General features: G+C 71.8%; 15 protein-coding genes and 1 tRNA gene. 4 read left to right on the forward strand and 12 right to left on the reverse strand.

Going from position 1 to position 17,953, the window contains the following annotated elements:
* Positions 1 to 137: 137 nt before the first annotated feature.
* The 8 genes from SROS_RS53515 to SROS_RS38160 all read right to left on the reverse strand — a co-directional run bounded on the left by SROS_RS53515 (position 138) and on the right by SROS_RS38160 (position 10,027).
* Positions 138 to 1,316 (reverse strand): ThuA domain-containing protein, encoded by a 1,179-nt coding sequence (locus tag SROS_RS53515; protein WP_012894297.1) that lies wholly within the window; start codon positions 1,314 to 1,316, stop codon positions 138 to 140.
* Positions 1,309 to 4,170, reverse strand: coding sequence for a PQQ-dependent sugar dehydrogenase (locus SROS_RS38130; RefSeq protein ID WP_012894298.1), 2,862 nt, complete (start codon positions 4,168 to 4,170; stop codon positions 1,309 to 1,311). Before SROS_RS38130 ends, SROS_RS53515 begins: the two co-directional genes overlap by 8 nt.
* A 612-nt stretch (positions 4,171 to 4,782) precedes the next feature.
* The gene (locus SROS_RS38135) at positions 4,783 to 5,796 is read right to left on the reverse strand and encodes a cytochrome d ubiquinol oxidase subunit II (protein WP_012894299.1); all 1,014 of its coding nucleotides are present in this window, start codon (positions 5,794 to 5,796) and stop codon (positions 4,783 to 4,785) included.
* Between the two features lie 4 nt (positions 5,797 to 5,800).
* Entirely contained in the window at positions 5,801 to 7,186 is a 1,386-nt protein-coding gene (locus tag SROS_RS38140; protein ID WP_012894300.1) for a cytochrome ubiquinol oxidase subunit I, read from the reverse strand.
* A gap of 310 nt (positions 7,187 to 7,496) precedes the next feature.
* A tRNA-Lys gene (locus SROS_RS38145) sits at positions 7,497 to 7,570 on the reverse strand.
* Positions 7,571 to 8,170: 600 nt separating this feature from the next.
* Complete coding sequence (locus tag SROS_RS38150; RefSeq protein ID WP_012894301.1) at positions 8,171 to 8,587, reverse strand: OsmC family protein; 417 nt, start codon at positions 8,585 to 8,587, stop codon at positions 8,171 to 8,173.
* Positions 8,588 to 8,647: 60 nt separating this feature from the next.
* On the reverse strand, positions 8,648 to 8,932 hold the full coding sequence (locus tag SROS_RS38155) for a hypothetical protein (protein ID WP_345681486.1): 285 nt from the start codon (positions 8,930 to 8,932) through the stop codon (positions 8,648 to 8,650).
* A gap of 45 nt (positions 8,933 to 8,977) precedes the next feature.
* Positions 8,978 to 10,027 (reverse strand): NADP-dependent oxidoreductase, encoded by a 1,050-nt coding sequence (locus SROS_RS38160; protein WP_012894303.1) that lies wholly within the window; start codon positions 10,025 to 10,027, stop codon positions 8,978 to 8,980.
* A 256-nt stretch (positions 10,028 to 10,283) separates the two neighbouring features.
* Here SROS_RS38160 and SROS_RS38165 point away from each other — a divergent pair, with 256 nt between their 5' ends.
* Together SROS_RS38165 and SROS_RS38170 are read left to right on the forward strand one after the other, a co-directional pair.
* A complete protein-coding gene (locus SROS_RS38165) occupies positions 10,284 to 10,652 on the forward strand; it encodes a phage holin family protein (protein WP_012894304.1) in 369 nt (122 codons plus the stop codon).
* A 4-nt stretch (positions 10,653 to 10,656) separates the two neighbouring features.
* Positions 10,657 to 12,132 carry an aromatic amino acid lyase gene (locus SROS_RS38170; RefSeq protein ID WP_012894305.1) on the forward strand — a complete coding sequence of 492 codons (1,476 nt, stop codon included), beginning with the start codon at positions 10,657 to 10,659 and terminating at the stop codon, positions 12,130 to 12,132.
* A 44-nt stretch (positions 12,133 to 12,176) separates the two neighbouring features.
* Here the strand turns inward: SROS_RS38170 and SROS_RS38175 are convergent, their stop codons facing one another.
* Entirely contained in the window at positions 12,177 to 13,166 is a 990-nt protein-coding gene (locus tag SROS_RS38175; protein ID WP_012894306.1) for a LacI family DNA-binding transcriptional regulator, read from the reverse strand.
* A 191-nt stretch (positions 13,167 to 13,357) separates the two neighbouring features.
* Here SROS_RS38175 and SROS_RS38180 point away from each other — a divergent pair, with 191 nt between their 5' ends.
* Together SROS_RS38180 and SROS_RS38185 are read left to right on the forward strand one after the other, a co-directional pair.
* On the forward strand, positions 13,358 to 14,248 hold the full coding sequence (locus SROS_RS38180; RefSeq protein ID WP_012894307.1) for an amidohydrolase family protein: 891 nt from the start codon (positions 13,358 to 13,360) through the stop codon (positions 14,246 to 14,248).
* A gap of 52 nt (positions 14,249 to 14,300) precedes the next feature.
* Positions 14,301 to 14,813 carry a cysteine dioxygenase gene (locus SROS_RS38185; protein WP_012894308.1) on the forward strand — a complete coding sequence of 171 codons (513 nt, stop codon included), beginning with the start codon at positions 14,301 to 14,303 and terminating at the stop codon, positions 14,811 to 14,813.
* 139 nt (positions 14,814 to 14,952) lie between these two features.
* On the opposite strand, the gene SROS_RS38190 is transcribed toward SROS_RS38185, so the two are convergent.
* The 3 genes from SROS_RS38190 to SROS_RS38200 all read right to left on the reverse strand — a co-directional run bounded on the left by SROS_RS38190 (position 14,953) and on the right by SROS_RS38200 (position 17,930).
* Positions 14,953 to 15,990 (reverse strand): glycerophosphodiester phosphodiesterase, encoded by a 1,038-nt coding sequence (locus tag SROS_RS38190; protein ID WP_245564432.1) that lies wholly within the window; start codon positions 15,988 to 15,990, stop codon positions 14,953 to 14,955.
* Positions 15,991 to 16,039: 49 nt separating this feature from the next.
* Positions 16,040 to 17,254, reverse strand: a complete 1,215-nt coding sequence (locus tag SROS_RS38195; RefSeq protein WP_012894310.1) for a CynX/NimT family MFS transporter — start codon at positions 17,252 to 17,254, stop codon at positions 16,040 to 16,042.
* A 76-nt stretch (positions 17,255 to 17,330) separates the two neighbouring features.
* Positions 17,331 to 17,930 carry a helix-turn-helix domain-containing protein gene (locus SROS_RS38200; RefSeq protein WP_012894311.1) on the reverse strand — a complete coding sequence of 200 codons (600 nt, stop codon included), beginning with the start codon at positions 17,928 to 17,930 and terminating at the stop codon, positions 17,331 to 17,333.
* Between the last annotated feature and the right edge of the window lie 23 nt (positions 17,931 to 17,953).

A 17,953-nucleotide genomic window follows, 5' to 3' on the forward strand; every position in this document is an offset into this window, starting at 1 on the left:
TCCTTCGCTCATGCCTGCCGGACCCACTCTGCAACCTCAACCATGATTGAGGTCAACCGGCCGGAGTCCCCGGCGGCGGCCGAGCGACGCGGGAGTCCCGGACCGGCGGCGCGGCCCGGGACTCCCGCCTGCGGGACCTACCTGCCATAGACCTCCAGCTCCCACAGGGAGTAGCCCCAGACCGTGGCGCGCTGCGTGCCGTACACCCGCACATGACGGGCACCCACCGCCGGGAAGGCGATGTCGTCCGCACCACCGTCACCCGCGACGGTGGAATGGACCTGCGACCAGCTCACGCCGTCGACCGACGTCTCGACCCGGTAAGCCTTCCCGTAGGCCGCCTCCCACTGCAGCCTCACCCGGCTGACCTGCCTGACCGAACCCAGATCCACCGAGACCCACTGCGGATCGGAGAACGCCGACGACCACCGCGTCCCGGCGTTGCCGTCCACCACGTTGCCTCCCCCGAACGCCCCGTTCTCCGTCGAGGAGACCGTGACCGGACGGCCCGACGACAGCAGCGTGACTCCCGGCGTCACCGTGGGGGTGGGGGTGGGGGTGGTCCCGCAGCCGGCCGGGACGGCCCCCGCCGCGTAGCGGACCCCGCCGAGCAGGTGCGCCCGGAAGTTCGGCTCCGCGTAGGACTCGGTGGTGTGGCCGAGGCCGGTGTACCAGGCCCGGCCGCCCTGGTACGGCTTGCACCAGGCGATCGGGTGGTCGGCCCCCATCGACCCGCCGGAGTAGGTCGACTCGTCCAGCGTGGCCAGCACGTGGGCGGTGGAGCGGGGGTTGGTGCGATAGTTGTACAGCTCGTCGGTGCGCACCCAGGCCGCCGGCAGGTGGGCCGTGGAGGGGTGCGCCTGGTCCTCCACCCGCACCGTCGCCCGCTGGATGGCGGGGTGGGAGGCGAAGTAGGCGCCGACGAGGCCTCCGTAGAAGGCCCAGTCGTACTCGGTGTCGGCCGCCGCGTGGACGCCCACGTATCCGCCGCCGGCCGCGATGTAGGACTCGAACGCCGTCTGCTGGGTGGCGTTCAGCACGTCGCCGGTGGTCATCAGGAAGACCACCGCCCTGTATCCGGCCAGGTTGGCCGGGGTGAAGGCGGCGGCGTCCTCGGTGGCGTCGACGGTGAAGCCCCCCTGGACGGCCAGCTCGCGCAGCGCCGCGACGCCGGCGGGGATGGAGTCGTGCCGGAATCCGGCGGTCTTGGAGAAGACCAGCACCTTGTAGGGCGGGTCGGCGGCCATCGCGACCGGCGCCCCGAATCCGATTGTGACGACGAGCACGGCGGCGACCGCCGCGATGAGATTACGCACCGTAGACCTCCAGTTCCCACAGGGAGTAGCCCCAGACCGTGGCGCGCTGCGTGCCGTACACCCGCACATGACGGGCACCCACCGCCGGGAAGGCGATGTCGTCCGCACCACCGTCACCCGCGACGGTGGAATGGACCTGCGACCAGCTCACGCCGTCGACCGACGTCTCGACCCGGTAAGCCTTCCCGTAGGCCGCCTCCCACTGCAGCCTCACCCGGCTGACCTGCCTGACCGAACCCAGATCCACCGAGACCCACTGCGGATCGGAGAACGCCGACGACCACCGCGTCCCGGCGTTGCCGTCCACCACGTTGCCCGCCGCGAACCCCGCTCCCTCCGTCGAGGAGGCGGTGACAGGACGGCCCGACGACAGCAGCACGGGCGTGGGCGGCGGGCCCGACCCGACGGTCAGGGTGAAGTCGTCCACGTCGAACAGCGCGCCCGTCCCGCCGGCGAAGACCAGGTGGAGCGCCGTCGTTCCGGGCGGCGCGCCCGACAGCGTGGCGGTGACGTCGGTGAAGGTCTCCCAGCCGCCCGTCGGCTGCACGGTCGCGGTGCCCAGCAACGTCCCGGTCGGCGATCCGGCCCTGACCTGGATGGTCCCGCCGATCCCGCCCGAGGAGACACGGGCGGTGAGCTTGGAGACGCCGTTGAGGACGTAGGGCTCGAAGGCGATCCAGTCGCCGTTGTCGATGTTGCCGACGGTCTTCGCGCCGTGCGCGGCCGCCTTGTCGAACAGGGCGACGCCCTGGGAGGCCGTGTAGTGCTCGGCCTGCCGGTTCTTCGGCTGGGTGACGTGCTGGGCGTGGGTGGTCAGGCCGCCGCCGTCGGTGTACTCGGCGTCCCAGACGCCGAAGAGGTTGGCGGCTCCGTCGTGCTCGCCGTTCGCGGGCGTCTGGATCGTGCCGGAGCAGCCGGTGGCCGAGGCGAGCGGGTGGCCGTGGGTGTCGTGACCGAGGATGTAGGTCATCTTCACCCGCGCGCAGTCGATCGCGGCGTCCTCCGGGTCGGTGGCGGTGATCCGGTACGGCACGGCGTCCCCGAAGGAGAACACCTGGCCGTCGGCCGGGAGCTGGACGGTCACGGTCGGCGCGGTGTTGCCGACGTTGATCACCACGTCGGCCGTCGCGGTCAGACCGGTGCCGTCCCTGACGGTCAGCGTGGCCGTGCGCCTGCCGTCGGCGGTGTAGGTGTGGGTGGGGTTGGCGGCGGTGGAGGTGCCGCCGTCACCGAACGTCCAGGAGTAGGTGAGGGCACCGCCGTCCGGGTCGGAGCTGCCCGCCGAGGAGAACGCCACGGTCAGCGGCGCCTTCCCGGAGACGCGGTCCGCCGCCGCCTTGGCGATGGGCGCCCGCCCGCCGGTCCCGATGTGCTCGATGCGGTAGAGGGCGGAGTCCTGGTTGCCGTTGAACCAGCCGGTGCCGTAGTCGAGCACGTAGAGGGCGCCGTCCGGGCCGAAGGCCATGTCCATCACCAGCGTGCCCGACCACGGGAACGGCTGGATGGTGCCGCGGCCGCCGCCCGCGGTGACCTCGATGTCCTTGATCCACTTGCGCTGGAGCTCGCCGGCGAGGAAGTGCCCGTCGAGCGACTGCGGGAACTTGACCGGCGAGTTCAGCGCGGCGGAGTAGCGGTAGACGACGCCGCCCATCGGCGACTCCGCGCCGCAGCCGAACTCCGGCAGCGAGCAGCCGTCGTAGGCGATCCAGGCGGGCTTGGCCGCGGGCAGCCTGGTCTGGCCGGTGTTGTTGCGCGAGGTGTTCTCCGGCCCGCCCGCGCAGTCGTACTTCGCCCCGACGGTCGCGGTGGCGTAGTCGTAGCGGGCGTAGGTCTCGGCCGGGGTGTTGCCGCCGGTGCAGTACGGCCAGCCGTAGAAGCCGGGCCCGGTGATCCGGTTGAACTCGACCTGGCCGCCCGGCCCCCGGGGACCGGCGGCGCCCGCGTCGGGACCGTAGTCGCCGAGGTAGACCACACCGGTGGCCTTGTCGACGCTCATCCGGAACGGGTTGCGGAAGCCCATCGCGTAGATCTCCGGGCGGGTGCCCGGCGTTCCCTGAGGGAACATGTTCCCGGCCGGGATCGTGTACGACCCGTCGGCGCCGACCTTGATGCGGAGCACCTTGCCGCGCAGGTCGTTGGTGTTGGCGGCGCCCCGCTGCGCGTCGAGGAAGGGGTTGCGGTTGGGCCGGTCGTCGAGGGGCGCGTAGCCGTCGTTGAAACCGGGCTCGGAGTCGTCGCCGGTGGTCAGGTAGAGGTTGCCCGCGGCGTCGAAGTCGATGTCGCCGCCGACGTGGCAGCAGGCGCCCCGGCTGGTCTTCACGTCCAGGACGGTCTTCTCGCTCGCGGTGTCGAGCGTCCCGTCGGTGTTCAGCCTGAAGCGCGACAGCCGGTTGACGCCGTCGAAGCGGGCGAAGTCGGCCGCGGTGCCTTCGAGCGGCGCCCCGTTCGGCGGGGTGGACAGCGGCGGCGCGTAGTAGAGGTAGACGAACCGGTTGGCGGCGAAGCCGGGGTCGACGCCGATGCCCTGCATGCCCTCCTCGTCGTTGAAGTAGACAGGGATCTTGCCCGACACCTTGGTGGCCCCCGCGGCGTCGGTGATCCGGACCGTGCCGTCGCGGGCGGTGTGCAGGACCGAGCGGTCCGGCAGCACCGCCAGGGACATGGGCTCCCCCACCTCGGCGACGCCCTTGGCCAGCGTGACCTGCTGGAATCCGGCGGGATCGACGGGCGGGGCGGCGGCGGCCGGGGCGGCGGGGATGACGGACGGGGACATGATCAGAAGGGCCACCGCGGCGACGAGCGGGATCAGGCGGTGGCGGTGGCGGTGGCGGCCGGGGCTCCGGGAAGAGTGCATCGCGTCTCCTCGCGAGGGGGGTGCCTTGGCGGCAAAAAGTCGGGGAGCGCTCTCTCATCGAGAGATTGCCCCTACCGGACAAGATGTGTCAAGGGTCCGGTTAACCCGCCGGAAACGGCTCGCACACCACCGGGAAATCGCCCGGCCATCTCCAGGGGCACCACCCTGAAGGCAATCACAACGGGCCAATGGGTGCTGAGCTGGAGACACGAGGGCTTATACCCTGAAGCTTTTTCCCGACCCGGGCGAGACGGCTGTTCACCTGGATCGTTCCGCCACCGGGAAAGCCATTGACAAGGGACCCGATTGGAATCACCCTTTGCGAGGGAGCGCTCCCTTCATGATCATAAAAGAATCGCGGAAAGGGCGGTGGGGACAGCGGACGACCAGCGGGAAAGGTCCGCGCCGGAGAGGGCCGGGCGCGCCCGCGCCGTACTGCCGGTCGGCCGCGCCGTACGACCGGTCGGCCGCGCGCCGCAGCCATCAGCGGCGCGCCCTCATCGGGCCGTCAGCCGTACGGGTCCATGGCCGTCAGCCGCGCGCCCCGCCGTACGGCCGTCAGCCGCGCGCCCCGCCGTACGGCCGTCAGCCGCGCGCCCTGCCGTACGATCGTCAGCCGTGCGCGCCCGGGTCGTACGGCGCGCGCCGCTGCAGCAGGAACAGCCAGGTCATGGACGGCACCACCAGCAGCGCGCCCACCGCGAGCACGACGAGCGTGGCGCCGAGCACCGCCGGATCCGCCGCGGCCACGTCTACGGTGAGATCGGGAGGGAGCATGATCGGATACTGCGCGAGCGGCCACCCCCAGATCACCGACGTGACGGCCAGCGCGGCGGTGACCCGGACGGACAGGTAGCTCCGCCGCCACAGCAGGACCAGCGAGAGCAGGCCCAGCACGGCCGCGGCGACGACGAGGGGCAGCGCCCGGTGGGTGAGGCCGTCGAACAGCCGGGGGGCGTCCCAGCGCACCACGGCGATGCCGCCCAGCACGACGGCCCCCACACCGAGGCCCGTGGACAGCGCCCGGCGCCGGAACCCCTCGGCCAGGCCGGGCAGGCCCGCCCGCCCCGCGTCGTCGCACAGGTACACCGCGGCGAGATAGGCGCAGACGCCGACCGCGAGGACCCCGCCGAGCAGCGAGGTCGGGTTCAGCCAGCTCGTCACGAGATCCCCGGCCGCCAGGCCGGGAGGGACGCGCCCCGAGGCGATCCCTCCGGCGACCGCGCCCAGGAAGAAGGGCGTCAGCACGGAGGAGGTCGCGAAGGCGGCGCCGAACAGGCGCTGCTGCCACAGCTCCGTACTGGCCTTGCGGAAGACGAAGGCGGCCCCCCGGGCGATGATGCCGAGCGCCGCCAGCGTCAGCGGGATGTAGAGCGTGGACATCACCGCGGCGAACACCGGCGGGAAACCGGTCCACAGCACGACGATCACGAAGATCAGCCAGACGTGGTTGGCCTCCCACACCGGGCCGATGGAGTGCTCGATGAGGCGCCGCTGCGGCATGCCGGCACGGCTGCGCCCCGCCACCAGGTCCCAGACGCCGCCGCCGAAGTCGGCTCCGGCCAGCAACGCGTAGAGCGTCACGCCCACCCACATCACGACCAGCAGGATCTGCGCCGCGTCCATCGGATCACTCCGGTTCCTGGGGGGCGTGCGTCAGCTCCTGGGGGGCGCGCGCCATGCGCCGCAGGACGTAGACGGTGGCGACGGTGAGCACGACGTAGACCAGCGAGACGACGACGAACCCGACCCACAGGCCGGGCACCGGGTTGACGGCGTCGGAGGTGCGCAGCCTGCCGTAGACCACCCACGGCTGCCGGCCGACCTCCGTCACGACCCAGCCGGCCTCCACCGCGACGACGGCCGCCACCCCGGAGACGGCCGCGAGCCTCAGGAACCAGCGGGAGCGGGGCAGGTCACGCCGCCGCCCCCACGCCAGGGCGTACCAGGCCGACAGCAGGAGCAGGAAGAAACCGATCCCCACCATCGTGTCGAAGGCCAGATGGACGGGGGTGACCGGCGGGCGGTCGGCCACCGGCACCTGGTCGAGCCCCTGGACGACGGTGTGCGGGCTGTAGCCGACCAGCAGGGACAGGCCGTTGGGGATCTCGATCGCGTAGCGCAGCTCGCCGTCGACCGCGAAGCCGCCCACGCTGAGCGGCGCGCCCGCTTGGGTCAGGAAGAGCCCCTCCGCCGCGGCGAGCTTGGCCGGCTGGTACTCGGCCAGGAACTTGGCCGCGTAGTCGCCCAGCAGGATCTGGATCGGGGCGAACACGGCCGCCATCGTGAAAGGGATCATGAAGCCCAGGCGGTGGTAGCGGTCGCGCCGCCCGCGCAGCATCGCCACCGCGTACACCCCCGCGGTGGCGAACCCGGCGACCATGAACGCCGCCACGATCATGTGCAGCGTCTGGGGCGGCGTGGCCGGGTTGAACATCGCCCTCCACGGGGCCACGTCCCGCACCCGGCCGTCCTCCACCACGAACCCGACCGGCTGGTTCATCCACGCGTTGGCGGTCACCACGAAGAACGCCGAGGCCACCCCCGCGATCAGCACGGGCACCCCGCTCAGCAGGTGGATCCTGGGCGGCAGCCGGTCCCAGCCGTACAGGTAGACGCCGATGAAGATGGCCTCGACGAAGAAGGCGATCCCCTCCAGCGCGAAGGGCAGGCCGATCACCTCGCCGTAGGTCCCCATGAGCCCCGGCCACAGCAGGCCCATCTCGAAGCTGAGGATCGTCCCCGAGACCGCGCCGACGGCGAACAGCACCCCCATCGCCTTGGCCCACCGCCGGGCCAGCCGCATGGAGTCGCCGTCACCGGTGCGGATCGCCCGCCACTCGGCGAACAGCAGCAGTGCGGGCATGCCGACCCCCAGGCAGGCCAGCACGATGTGCCAGCCCAGCGAGATGGCCATCTGCAGGCGCGCCGCGACCAGATCCGCCGCGCTCGCCGGTCCGGCCGGCAAGACGAGCGCCGTCACCACGCAGGCGCCGGCACCGCCCCCGATCCCCATGACAGGCCTCTGCCCCGGCACAGTAACGGACAAACGACGCACACACCCCATAAGTCCGCCCCTGTGTGTACGGTGCGCCCGGTGCCGCAGACAGGCAAAAGCCCGGCAAACAGGTGTCACCGTGACGGCGCGGGCAGTGGTGGGGCACGGCGGTCGGGCGCGGAGTGCGGGCGCGAGGGCCGGGCATGGCGGCGGGAGGCCAGGCCGGAACGGCGGGGCCGGAACGGCGGGGCCGGAGATCGGGGCCCGGAGATGCCTGAAAACGGAGAAGCCCGGTTCGGTGGCCACCGAACCGGGCTTCTCCGTGCTGTGCGCCGCCAGGGACTCGAACCCCGGACCCGCTGATTAAGAGTCAGCTGCTCTAACCAACTGAGCTAGCGGCGCTTGCAACGGAGGTAACTCTAGCAGCAGACCCGACGGAGACGCACATCAGGCGACCACGGGACGACGTCGCGGACGGATTCGGGCCGGACGGAATCGAGCCGGACGGTCCCCCGGCCGCCCGGCCCGATCCGGCGAGGGGCCAGACGGTCCTTCGACCGTCGGCGCCAATCCCTGGACAGACTCGGGGCCGGACAGTCCCCCAACTGTCCGGCCCCGGCCTCCTCGCGGGCCTCTCCTTCGTCTCCCCCAAGACTCCGGCGGCTCCGCTCAGGGACGCGATCCCCCTCGCGTCCTGTATCCGGTGAAAAGTCTCTGCAATGCTCCCCCCGGGCTTCGCAGAACCCCTTGACCTGCTTCAACATTACAGAACCAAATGTAACGAGCACGTCATCCACGGGTTGATTTTGCGCCTACACCCGGGGTTGACCCGGTATAGCCGGACCAACGGCGCCAGGCCACCGGAGGCCGGACAGGAAGGGCCACTCTCGCGGAGCGACCCCCGTCAGACCGTCCGGATGACATCCGCCGGACACACCGGGCCGATCGAACAGAGTGGACCGCGTCAGCCTGTCCGGGAGACCACCCGCCGGACGCGTCGGGTCACTCGGACGCGTCGGGTCGCTCGGGCAGTTCGAGCAGGATCTCGGTCTTCTCCCGCAGCGCCCTGCTCACCGTGCAGTATTTCTCCTCCACACGGTGGGCCACCGCACGGAAGACCTCGGCGGCCTTCTCGTCGCCCTCCGGCAGCTCCACGTCGTAGGTGATGGTGATGGGCCCGAGCAGCGTCGGCTCGACCTTCTCCGCCTGGACGGTCATCGCCAGGCGGACCAGCCTGTGGCCGCGCTGGGCGGTGAGCGGCTCCACGGTGACGATGTTGCAGCCGCCGAGCGCCGCGAGCAGCAGCTCGACGGGGGTGAACACCCCCTGCTCGTCGCCGCTGCCCATGGCGACCTCGGCCCCGCGATCGTTGCGGGCCACGTACCCGTCGTCGGTCCGCTCGACTCTCACCTGTGCCATGACGGCTCCTCCCGTAACCCTGCCGATCACCCTACCGAACAGGCCGGAGGGGGCAGCCGCCTAGGCTTCGGGGTGTTTGGAGAGGTAGTCGATGTAGAACGGGCGCAACGCCTCGCCGAGCTGCCCCTCGCCGGACACCATGGCGTCGCTGAGCAGGGCGGAGACCCGGCTGAGGTCGTTCGCCGTCTCGTCCTTGTTCCCGGTGGAGGCCTCCGCCGCGGGAATCACCTTCAGCAGCTCCCACAGGAAGGCGAAGTCCCCGTGGTGGACGGCGTAGCGGACCGCCCGATCATGTAGTTCCTGGGCCGACAGCGCCTCAAGTTCATCCGTTTCCAACTGACCCACCTCCTTTCGCCCCTTCTGCCCCCGGAATATGGCGATCATGCACGATCAGTGGACCAACCGGACAACCATCTTCCCGGTGTTCGCTCCGCGGAGCATGTCGATGAACGCCCTGGGAGCGTTCTCCAGGCCGTCGACGACGGTCTCCTCGAAAGTGATCTCGCCGTCACGGAGCCAGGCGCCCACCTCGGCGACCATGTCGGGCATGCGGTCGAAATGGTCGGTCACGATGAACCCGCGCAGGGTGAGCCGCTTGCCGACGGCCAGGAACAGGTTGCTCGGGCCGGGGACCGGCTCGGCGGCGTTGTAGACGGAGATCGCCCCGCACATCGCGACCCGCCCGTAGTCCTTGAAGGCGTCGAGGGCCGCCTCCAGGTGGTCGCCGCCGACGTTGTCGAAGTAGACGTCGATCCCGTCGGGGGCCACCTGGGCGAGCTGCTTGCGGACGGGGGCCGTCTTGTAGTTGAAGGCGGCGTCGAAGCCGAGCTTCCCGGTCAGGTAGGAGATCTTCTCCTGCGAGCCGGCGCTGCCCACGACCCGGGAGGCGCCCTTCAGGCGGGCGATCTGCCCGGCCAGGCTTCCGACCGCGCCGGCCGCGCCGGAGACGAACACCGCGTCGCCCGCCTTGAACGCGGCGATGTCGAGCAGGCCCACGTAGGCGGTCAGACCGGGCATGCCGAGCACGCCGAGGTAGGCGGAGAGCGGCACTCCGGGGATCTGTTCGACCTTGCTGACCTGACCGGCGTCGACGACGGCGTACTCCCGCCAGCCGTACCCGTGCAGGACGAGATCGCCGGCGGCGAGGCCGGGCGCGCGCGACTCGACGACCTCGCCGACGGCGGCGCCCTCCAGGGGCCTGCCGAGCTCGAAGGGCGGGGTGTAGGACTTGGCGTCGTTCATGCGTCCTCGCATGTACGGATCGACGCTCATGTAGAGGTTGCGGACGAGGACCTGGCCGTCGGCGGGAGCGGGCGGCTCCACCTCCGCCAGTTCGAAGTTCTCCCCCGTCGGCCAGCCGGAAGGCCGCGAGGCGAGCCGGATCTCCCGCGATGCCGTACGGCCGGCGGAACCGGAGCCGTTGGACGTGTCGTTGGACATGATGAAGCCTTCCTGGGGCGGCACACGCTCTTCCCGGGAGCCATTCCCCCGCCACGGGGGGAGCGGTGGGCCGCCATGAAACCTTTACCCTTTCCAACTACACAGGGTCACGGAAGGAGGCTCTCCGCGCCTCCGCCCCGGCACACCACAGTCCCGGCGGCCACCATGGTCGCGAAGTGTTCAGTGTCCTGATATATCCGCATTTAACAGTGTGGATCTATCGCTCGTCCGATCTCCCATGCGAGGATGCGCAAACGTGAAAATCATCATCAAGATCCTGGCTGTGGCAGCCGCCCTCTGGGTGGCCACCCAGCTCGTGGCCGGCATCACGGTGACCACCGAGACCACCACCAAGCAGATCGGCACGCTCCTCGCGGTCGCCCTGCTGTTCGGCGTCATCAACACGGTCCTCAAGCCGATCATCAAGACCTTCGGCTGCGCCTTCTACGTGCTCACCCTCGGCCTGTTCGCGCTGGTCGTGAACGCCGGCCTGCTGCTGCTCACGAGCTGGATCGCCGCCCAGGTCCACCTGCCCTTCCACGTGGACGGCTTCTGGGCCGCGTTCTGGGGCGCGATCATCGTCGGTCTGGTGAGCTGGCTGCTCGACCTGGTGTTCGGCGACTGACCCGATGACGGTTGTCCTTGACGGCGCCCACCTGACCTGCGAGCAGGTCCACCGGGCCGCACACGGTTCCGGGATCCTGCTGGGCTCCGCCGAACACGCCGAGGCCGCCTGGCGGACGGCCCGCTCCCTCAGCGGCCCGCTGTACGGCCAGACCACCGGGGTGGGCGCCAACAAGGACGTCACGGTCGAGGCCACCGGCCTCGACCTGCTGCGCAGCCACGCCGGCGGCGCCGGACCCCTGATCGGCGAACCGCGCGCCCGCGCCACCCTCGTGGTCCGCCTCAACCAGCTCCTCACCGGCGGCTCCGGCCTCAACCCCGGCCTCCTCCCCGTTCTCGCCGCCGCCGTCAACCGGGGTTTCACTCCCCCGATCCGCACCTACGGCGCCATCGGGACCGGCGACCTCACCGCGCTGGCCACCACCGCCCTCTGCCTCCTCGGTGAGATCCCCTGGACACCGCCCTCCGGACCGGGAGACGGCGTCGCGCCCCGGTTCGCGCTGGCCTCCAGCGACGCCCTCCCCTTCATCAGCTCCGGGGCGGCGACCCTTGCGGACGCGGCTCTGGCCTGCCACCGCCTGAGAATCATCCTCACCGCCGCGACGGCCGTCGCGGCCCACTCCTTCCGGGCGATCGACGCCTCGCTCGAACCGCTCGCGCAGGCCGTGCAGCGCAGGCCGGACCAGGCGGCGGTCGCGGCCGGGCTCCGCGCCCTGATCGGCGCCACCACCCCGCGACGGGTCCAGGACCCGTACGGCTACCGCGCCCTCCCCCAGGTCCACGGCGCCGCCCTCGACGCCCTCGACCGGGCGGAGCGGGCCGTCACCGAGGAGCTGAACACCGCCCCGGAGAACCCGCTGATCGCCGACGGCCGGGCCTGGCACAACGGCAACTTTCACTCGGCCCGGATCGCGCTCGCCCTCGACGCCCTCAGGGCCGCCCTCGTCCAGGCCGCCTCGCTGAGCGCCGCCAGGCTCGCCACCCTGACCGACCCCGCCCACACCGGGCTGCTGCCCTTCCTCGCCGAGCGCCCCGGCCTGTCCGGCGTGATGATCCTGGAATACGTCGCCCACTCGGCCCTGGCCGACCTCCGCCAGCTCGCCGCCCCGGTCACCCTCGGCACCGCCGTGCTCTCCCTGGGGACCGAGGACCACGCGAGCTTCACCCCGCAGGCCGCGCGGTCCACCCTCTCCGCCCTCGAACCGCTCGAAACGGTCCTGGCCTGCGAGCTGGTCGCGGCGGTCCGGGCGCTGCGCCAGCGCGGCCTCCCCTGCGACGTCGGCCTGGACCTGCGGACGGCCGACCGTCCTCTCGACACCGACCTCGACACCGCACGCGGGCTGCTGCCCGGCCTGACCTACCGGCCACACGCCGGGGCGGGGTTCCCGGTGCCGGACGGGCCGCCGCCCGGCCTCGCCGGGCCGCCGGCCCCCTCACCCGATGGACCGAGCCCCCACCTGGCAGCCGAGACCCTGGCGTAGCGACAGGGCTCCCGCACGGCGGGCGGCGCGGGCGGGGTCTCGGGTCAGCCCACCGAGCCGCGTTCGCGGAGCTCGGGGGCCTGGACGATCCGGCGGCGGCGGGTGTTGCCGTCGGCGGCGGCCACCACCAGGCGGACGGCCGCGCGGACGATGCCGTCGATGTCCCAGTCGACCGTGGTCAGCCCGGGGCTGAGCAGCCCCGACATCGGGTGGTCGTCGTAGCCCATCACGGAGACGTCGAAGGGGATCCGCAGGCCCTGTTCGGCCGACGCCGCGTACACCCCGTAGGCGATCGAGTCGGCGAAGCAGAAGAACGCCCGGTGCCCGCCGGCGAGCATCCGCCGGGCGACGTCCGTGGCGGCCACCAGCGCCTGGGGCGCGGTGACCACCTCGATGTCCAGTCCCAGCCGGCCCGCCTCGGCCAGGACGTGCACGTCGGCGGGGCGGTCGGGGGTGCTGGCCCGGGTCGGGGTGAGGACGGCGACGCGCCGGTGCCCCCGGTCGCGCATGTGCTCCAGCGCCAGGGTCACGCCGGCGCGGTTGTCGAACACGACCTCTCCCGCCGTACTCGCCCCGGCCAGGGAGTCGCCGATCGAGACCACCGGCAGGCTTTCGCACAGCTCGGCCCAGAGCGGCGCCGCCGGGTCCACCGGCTGCACGATCAGGGCGTCCACCCGCTGGTCACGGAGCTGCCTGGCCAGCGTGCGCTCCCGTGACGGGTCGCCCGTGGCGTCCAGGATCAGCGCGTAGCGGTCGTTGTCCTTCAGCGCCCGGCCGATGCCGACGGCCAGGGCCTGCTGCCAGAGGTCCTCAAGGGAGCCGCAGAGCAGGCCGATCATCCCGGTACGGCCGCTGGCCAGCGCGCGAGCGATGGGGTCGGCCTCGTAGCCGAGCTCGGCGGCGACCCGGCGCACCCGTTCGATGGTCTCCTCGGAGACCTGCATGCCTCGGAGGGCATACGAGACCGAGGCCGGGGAAAGGCCGGTGGCCTTCGCCACCTCGCGTATCGTCGCTCGTTTCCGGGGCTGGGGCATCCGGCCAGCCTATGCCTCTCCCCCTTCCATGGGGTGGTCTCCGCTATATCGCGGCGATTCAGGGCATTGACACACATAAGGTGAAACGGTTCACTGAAACGGTTCACTGAAACGTGTCACCCGGAAACGTAGTAAGGTCAGACCGGTTACCTATATTCTAGGTAGGGAATACCACGAAGGGAGGAGGGAAAATGACCGTCGACGTGCACCAGCACCTGTGGACGCCCGCGCTCATCGACGCGCTCCGGCGCCGCACCGCCCCTCCGCGCCTCGACGGCTGGACCCTCCACCTGTACGGCGAGCCCGCCTACGAGGTCGACCCCGGCGACCACGACCTCACCGGCCGCCTGGCGCTGAACGAGGGACTCGACCTGGCCCTGGTCTCACTGTCCAGCCCGCTCGGCATCGAGTCGCTGCCGCCCGAGGACGCCTGGCCGATCATCGACGCCTACCACGAGGACGCCCTCGCCCTGCCGGCCCCGTTCGGGGCCTGGGCCGCGACCTGTCTCGTCGACATCGACCCCGCCAGGCTCGCCAAGGCCCTCGACCAGGGGTTCGCCGGGCTCCAGCTGCCCGCGACGGCCGTACGGACCGGTGAGGACCTCGCGAGGGTCGCCCCGCTGCTCGACGTGCTCGCCGAGCGCGACCTGCCGCTCTTCGTGCACCCCGGCCCCGCCGCCGAGCCCGGGGGACCCGGCTGGTGGCCCGCCGTCGTGCCGTACGTGCAGCAGATGCACGCCTCCTGGTACGCCTTCTCCACCTTCGGCCGTCCCCGCCACCCCGGGCTTCGGGTCTGCTTCGCACTGCTGGCCGGGCTGGCGCCGCTCCACTCCGAGCGGCTGATCAACCGCAGCGGCGAGGGCCGGGGCCTGGTGGATCCCGACATGTTCCTGGAGACCTCCTCCTACGGCCCGCGCGCCATCGACGCGATCGTCCGCGAGCTCGGCATCGACGTCGTGGTCAACGGATCCGACGAGCCCTACGCCAGGGCCCCCGACCCCGCGCTCGGCGACGCCGCACGGCACGCCGTCGCGGTCACCAATCCCAGCCGTCTGTTGAACCGAAAGGAGTCGCGCAAGTGAACGTGAACCAGTCCCAGGGCCGTGGGCGCTGTGCGCCTCCAGGAGGCCGGCGATGAGCTACGAAGCACTGCCCGCCCGCGCCCTCGACCGGCGCGAGCTCCGCGACCTGGTCAACGAGCTGGCCGCCGACCCGTCCCGGTGGGAGGACCAGGTGGACTTCCCCGAGGAGGGGGGCCGCCACTACGCCTCCCTCTACCGGGACGCCTATGTCGACATCTGGCTGCTGTGCTGGCGGCCGGAGGACGACACCGGCTGGCACGACCACGACATCTCCTCCGGCGCGGTCCGGGTGGTCGCGGGGACGCTGCTGGAGTGCAACCCGCGCATCGGCGGCGAGCACGTGCAGACCGTCGTCTCGGAGGGCGAGTCGTTCTCCTTCGGCCCCGACCACATCCACCGGCTGACCGGCGCGGTGGACGGCAGCGTCTCCATCCACGCCTACTCGCCGCCGCTGTGGCGCCTGGGCCAGTACTCCATCAGCGACAGCGGCGTGATGCGCCGTGCCTCGGTCAGCTACGCCGACGAGCTGCGCCCCATGGACGAGGCCGAGGTCGCCGTCGCCTAGAGACGACCCGCCTCCACCGGGGATTTGACAGCGAGGCGGCCCCGGGTGTTGCCGGATTCGGTCAGAGAGGTTCTGATCGAATCCGGCGACCGAAGGGGCACAACAGCCGACCCGCCCCGCGGGAGCCGTACCGGCTCCGCTAGAGCACCCGCTCCCTGACGGCCCGGGCCATGCCCGGGTCGTCGGCGAAGACGCCGTCCAGGCCGAGCAGGTACAGCTTCTCCAGCCAGCCCATCACATCGCCCGTGGCGCGGGGGAAGGCGGGATTGGCCGGGTCGCCGAGCCGGAAGTCCACCGGGAGGTGGGAGTTCTCGTTCCTGACGGTCCAGGTGTGGACCTTCAGGCCTGCCCGGTGGGCGTCGCCGACGAGCGTGGTGGGCGGCAGGAGACGGCCGTCGGGCCCGGCCGGGACGATCCGCCGGGTGTCCACGCCGATGCCGTCCGCGTAGCCCGCCACCTCGCGCAGCCCCTCGGGGGTGACCATGGTGTCGTAGGTGCGCGGGTCTCCGGCCGCCGTCCAGTCGTACGGCGCGCCGGTGGCGGTGATGAGCTGGATCAGCGGCAGCCGGGTCCTCGTCCTGAGCTCACGCAGGTTGGCGGTCTCGAACGACTGGATGAAGACCGGGTCGCGCCGCCCGCGCCAGCCGTACCGGGCGAGCACCTCCAGCAGCGGCTCCTCCAGCGGGAGCCCGATGGAGGCGAAGTAGCCGGGGTGCTTGGTCTCGGGGTAGACGCCGACACCGTGGCGCTGCGCGAGCCGGACGATCTCCTCGAAGGTCGGGATCCGGTCGATGCCGTTGAAGACGGTGTTGTCCGGGCGCAGGTCCGGGATGCGCTCCTCGGCCCTGAGCGTCCTCAGCTCGGCGAGGGTGAAGTCCTCGGTGAACCAGCCGGTCACCGGGCGCCCGTCGACCGTCTTGGTCGTACGGCGGTCCGCGAACTCGGGGTGGCCGCCGACGTCGGTGGTGCCGGAGATCTCGTTCTCGTGCCTGGCGACCAGCACGTGGTCCTTGGTGGAGACCAGGTCGGGCTCGATGTAGTCGGCGCCGAGCGCGATCGCTGTCTCGTAGGAGAGCAGCGTGTGCTCGGGCCGGTGCGCGCTGGCGCCGCGATGGCCGATGACGATGGGTCCGCGCTCACGGCGATCGGCCGTCGCAGGTTCGGGTTGTTGCAGCACAACCGCGACGGTACCGCTCACGAGGACGGCCGGCGCCACGGGCGGAAGCTCAGCCCCGTTCCGTGACGGTGGCGGCCCGCGCCCTCTCCGCGGCGGTGGCCACCGGGCGGCCTGCCAGGAACCCGGCGACCAGTTGCAGCCCGCACGCGCCGAGCCCGGCCAGCAGCGGCAGCGTCCAGCCGCCCGAGCTCTGGCGGAGCACGCCGATCAGGAAGGGGCCGAGCGCCGCCAGCACGTATCCGGCGGACTGGGCGACGGCCGACAGCGCGGTGACCGAGGCGGGGTCGGGGGCGCGGAGCGCGATGATCAGCAGGGCGAGCGCGATCGAGGCGCCCTGCCCCAGGCCGAGAACGACCATCCACAGCCAGGGGACGGTGGCCGGCGCGACCAGCACGCCGACGTATCCCACGATGGTGAGCACGGCCGCGACCGTCACGTGCGGCACCTGCGACCGGACCCTGCCCGCGAGGACCGGGACCGTGAGCGTGGCGGCGATCTGCGCGAGGTTGGTCAGGCCGAGCATGTAGCCCGCCTGGTCGGCGGGGAGCCCCGCGTCGCGGAAGATCGTGGGAACCCAGGCGAGCATGATGTAGAAGGTCAGCGACTGGAGGCCCATGTAGGCGGTGACGGCCCAGGTCGTCCGGCTGCCCAGCACCGCGCGGAAGGACCGGGGCGCGGCTCCCCCGCGCGCCGGGCGCCGCAGCGCCTGGGGCAGCCAGAGCACGGCCGCCGCCACGGCCGGGACGGCGGCCATCGCGGTCACCTCGCGCCAGCCGTACCCGCCGGCGCGCTCCAGCGGCACCGTCAGCCCGGACGCGGCGGCGGCGCCCAGCACGAGGCCGGAGACGTACACCGAGGTGAACAGGCCGACCTTGGAGGGGAAGTGCTGCTTGACGACGGCGGGCATCACCACGTTCATGATGGCGATGGCCGTACCGGCGACGGCCGCCCCCGCGTAGAGGGCCGGGACGCTCCCTGCGGCGCGCAGCGCCACCCCGGCGGCCAGGATCAGCAGCCCGGCCAGCAGCGTCCGGTCCAGGCCGAACCGGCGGGCCAGCAGCGGGGCGAGCGGGGCCAGCACGCCCAGGCAGACCACCATCACCGTGGTGATCGCCCCGCCGCCGGCCGCGCTCAGCCCGAGGTCGGCCATGATCTCGCTCAGCACCGGGGAGACCCCGGCCAGCGCGGGCCTCAGGTTGAGCGAGGCCAGCACGAACCCCGCGATCAGCAGGACTCGCGACAACCTGAGTCCCCGATCAGTCATTGCCCCACCTTCCCACAGCCCCGACAACGGCGACCAGAAGACGCCGGCGCCGCCGGAGGCCGGCCCGTTCTTCCGCTCAGGACGCCGGCTCCTCTCGGGAGAGAGGCCTGGCGCGGACGTGTATGCGTTCTCCCTGGCGGCCGAACAGGTTGAGGACCTCCACGGGAGACTCGCCCGTGGGGCCGAACCAGTGCGGCAGGCGGGTGTCGAACTCGGCGGCCTCACCCGGTCCCATGATCAGGTCGTGACCGGCCACGATGAGCCGCATGCGCCCGGACAGGACATACAGCCACTCGTAGCCCTCGTGCGTGACCGGCTCGGGCCGGTTCTGCTCGGCCGGGATGATCGATTTCCAGGCTTGCAGGGCCCCGGGATGGACGGTCAGGGGGATCACCGTACGGCCGTTGCGGACGCTGGGCTTGCTGCGGATCCGCGGGTCACCGACCTCCGGCGCTCCGACCAGTTCGTCCAGCGGCACCTGGTGGGCCTGCGCGATGGGCAGCAGGAGTTCCAGGCTCGGGCGGCGCTGGCCCGTCTCCAGCCTCGACAGCGTGCTCTTGGATATGCCGGTGGCTTCGGCCAGCGCCGACAGGCTTATGCCGCGCTGGGTGCGGATGCGCTTGAGGCGGGAACCGACCTGGGCCAGCGTGGCCGCGATCGGGGATTGCTCGTCCATGCCCTCATTCCACCTCCTGCGTC

It is taken from the genome of Streptosporangium roseum DSM 43021 (assembly GCF_000024865.1).
GTDB lineage: Bacteria > Actinomycetota > Actinomycetes > Streptosporangiales > Streptosporangiaceae > Streptosporangium > Streptosporangium roseum.

What these genes read in the sequence shown, in the direction of transcription:
- SROS_RS38130 (WP_012894298.1), bottom strand. Translation starts at nt 4,170, where the DNA reads ATGCACTCTTCCCGGAGCCCCGGCCGCCACCGCCACCGCCACCGCCTG.
- SROS_RS38135 (WP_012894299.1), bottom strand. Translation starts at nt 5,796, where the DNA reads ATGGACGCGGCGCAGATCCTGCTGGTCGTGATGTGGGTGGGCGTGACG.
- SROS_RS38140 (WP_012894300.1), bottom strand. Translation starts at nt 7,186, where the DNA reads ATGGGGATCGGGGGCGGTGCCGGCGCCTGCGTGGTGACGGCGCTCGTC.
- SROS_RS38150 (WP_012894301.1), bottom strand. Translation starts at nt 8,587, where the DNA reads ATGGCACAGGTGAGAGTCGAGCGGACCGACGACGGGTACGTGGCCCGC.
- SROS_RS38160 (WP_012894303.1), bottom strand. Translation starts at nt 10,027, where the DNA reads ATGTCCAACGACACGTCCAACGGCTCCGGTTCCGCCGGCCGTACGGCA.
- SROS_RS38170 (WP_012894305.1), top strand. Translation starts at nt 10,657, where the DNA reads ATGACGGTTGTCCTTGACGGCGCCCACCTGACCTGCGAGCAGGTCCAC.
- SROS_RS38175 (WP_012894306.1), bottom strand. Translation starts at nt 13,166, where the DNA reads ATGCCCCAGCCCCGGAAACGAGCGACGATACGCGAGGTGGCGAAGGCC.
- SROS_RS38180 (WP_012894307.1), top strand. Translation starts at nt 13,358, where the DNA reads ATGACCGTCGACGTGCACCAGCACCTGTGGACGCCCGCGCTCATCGAC.
- SROS_RS38185 (WP_012894308.1), top strand. Translation starts at nt 14,301, where the DNA reads ATGAGCTACGAAGCACTGCCCGCCCGCGCCCTCGACCGGCGCGAGCTC.
- SROS_RS38195 (WP_012894310.1), bottom strand. Translation starts at nt 17,254, where the DNA reads ATGACTGATCGGGGACTCAGGTTGTCGCGAGTCCTGCTGATCGCGGGG.
- SROS_RS38200 (WP_012894311.1), bottom strand. Translation starts at nt 17,930, where the DNA reads ATGGACGAGCAATCCCCGATCGCGGCCACGCTGGCCCAGGTCGGTTCC.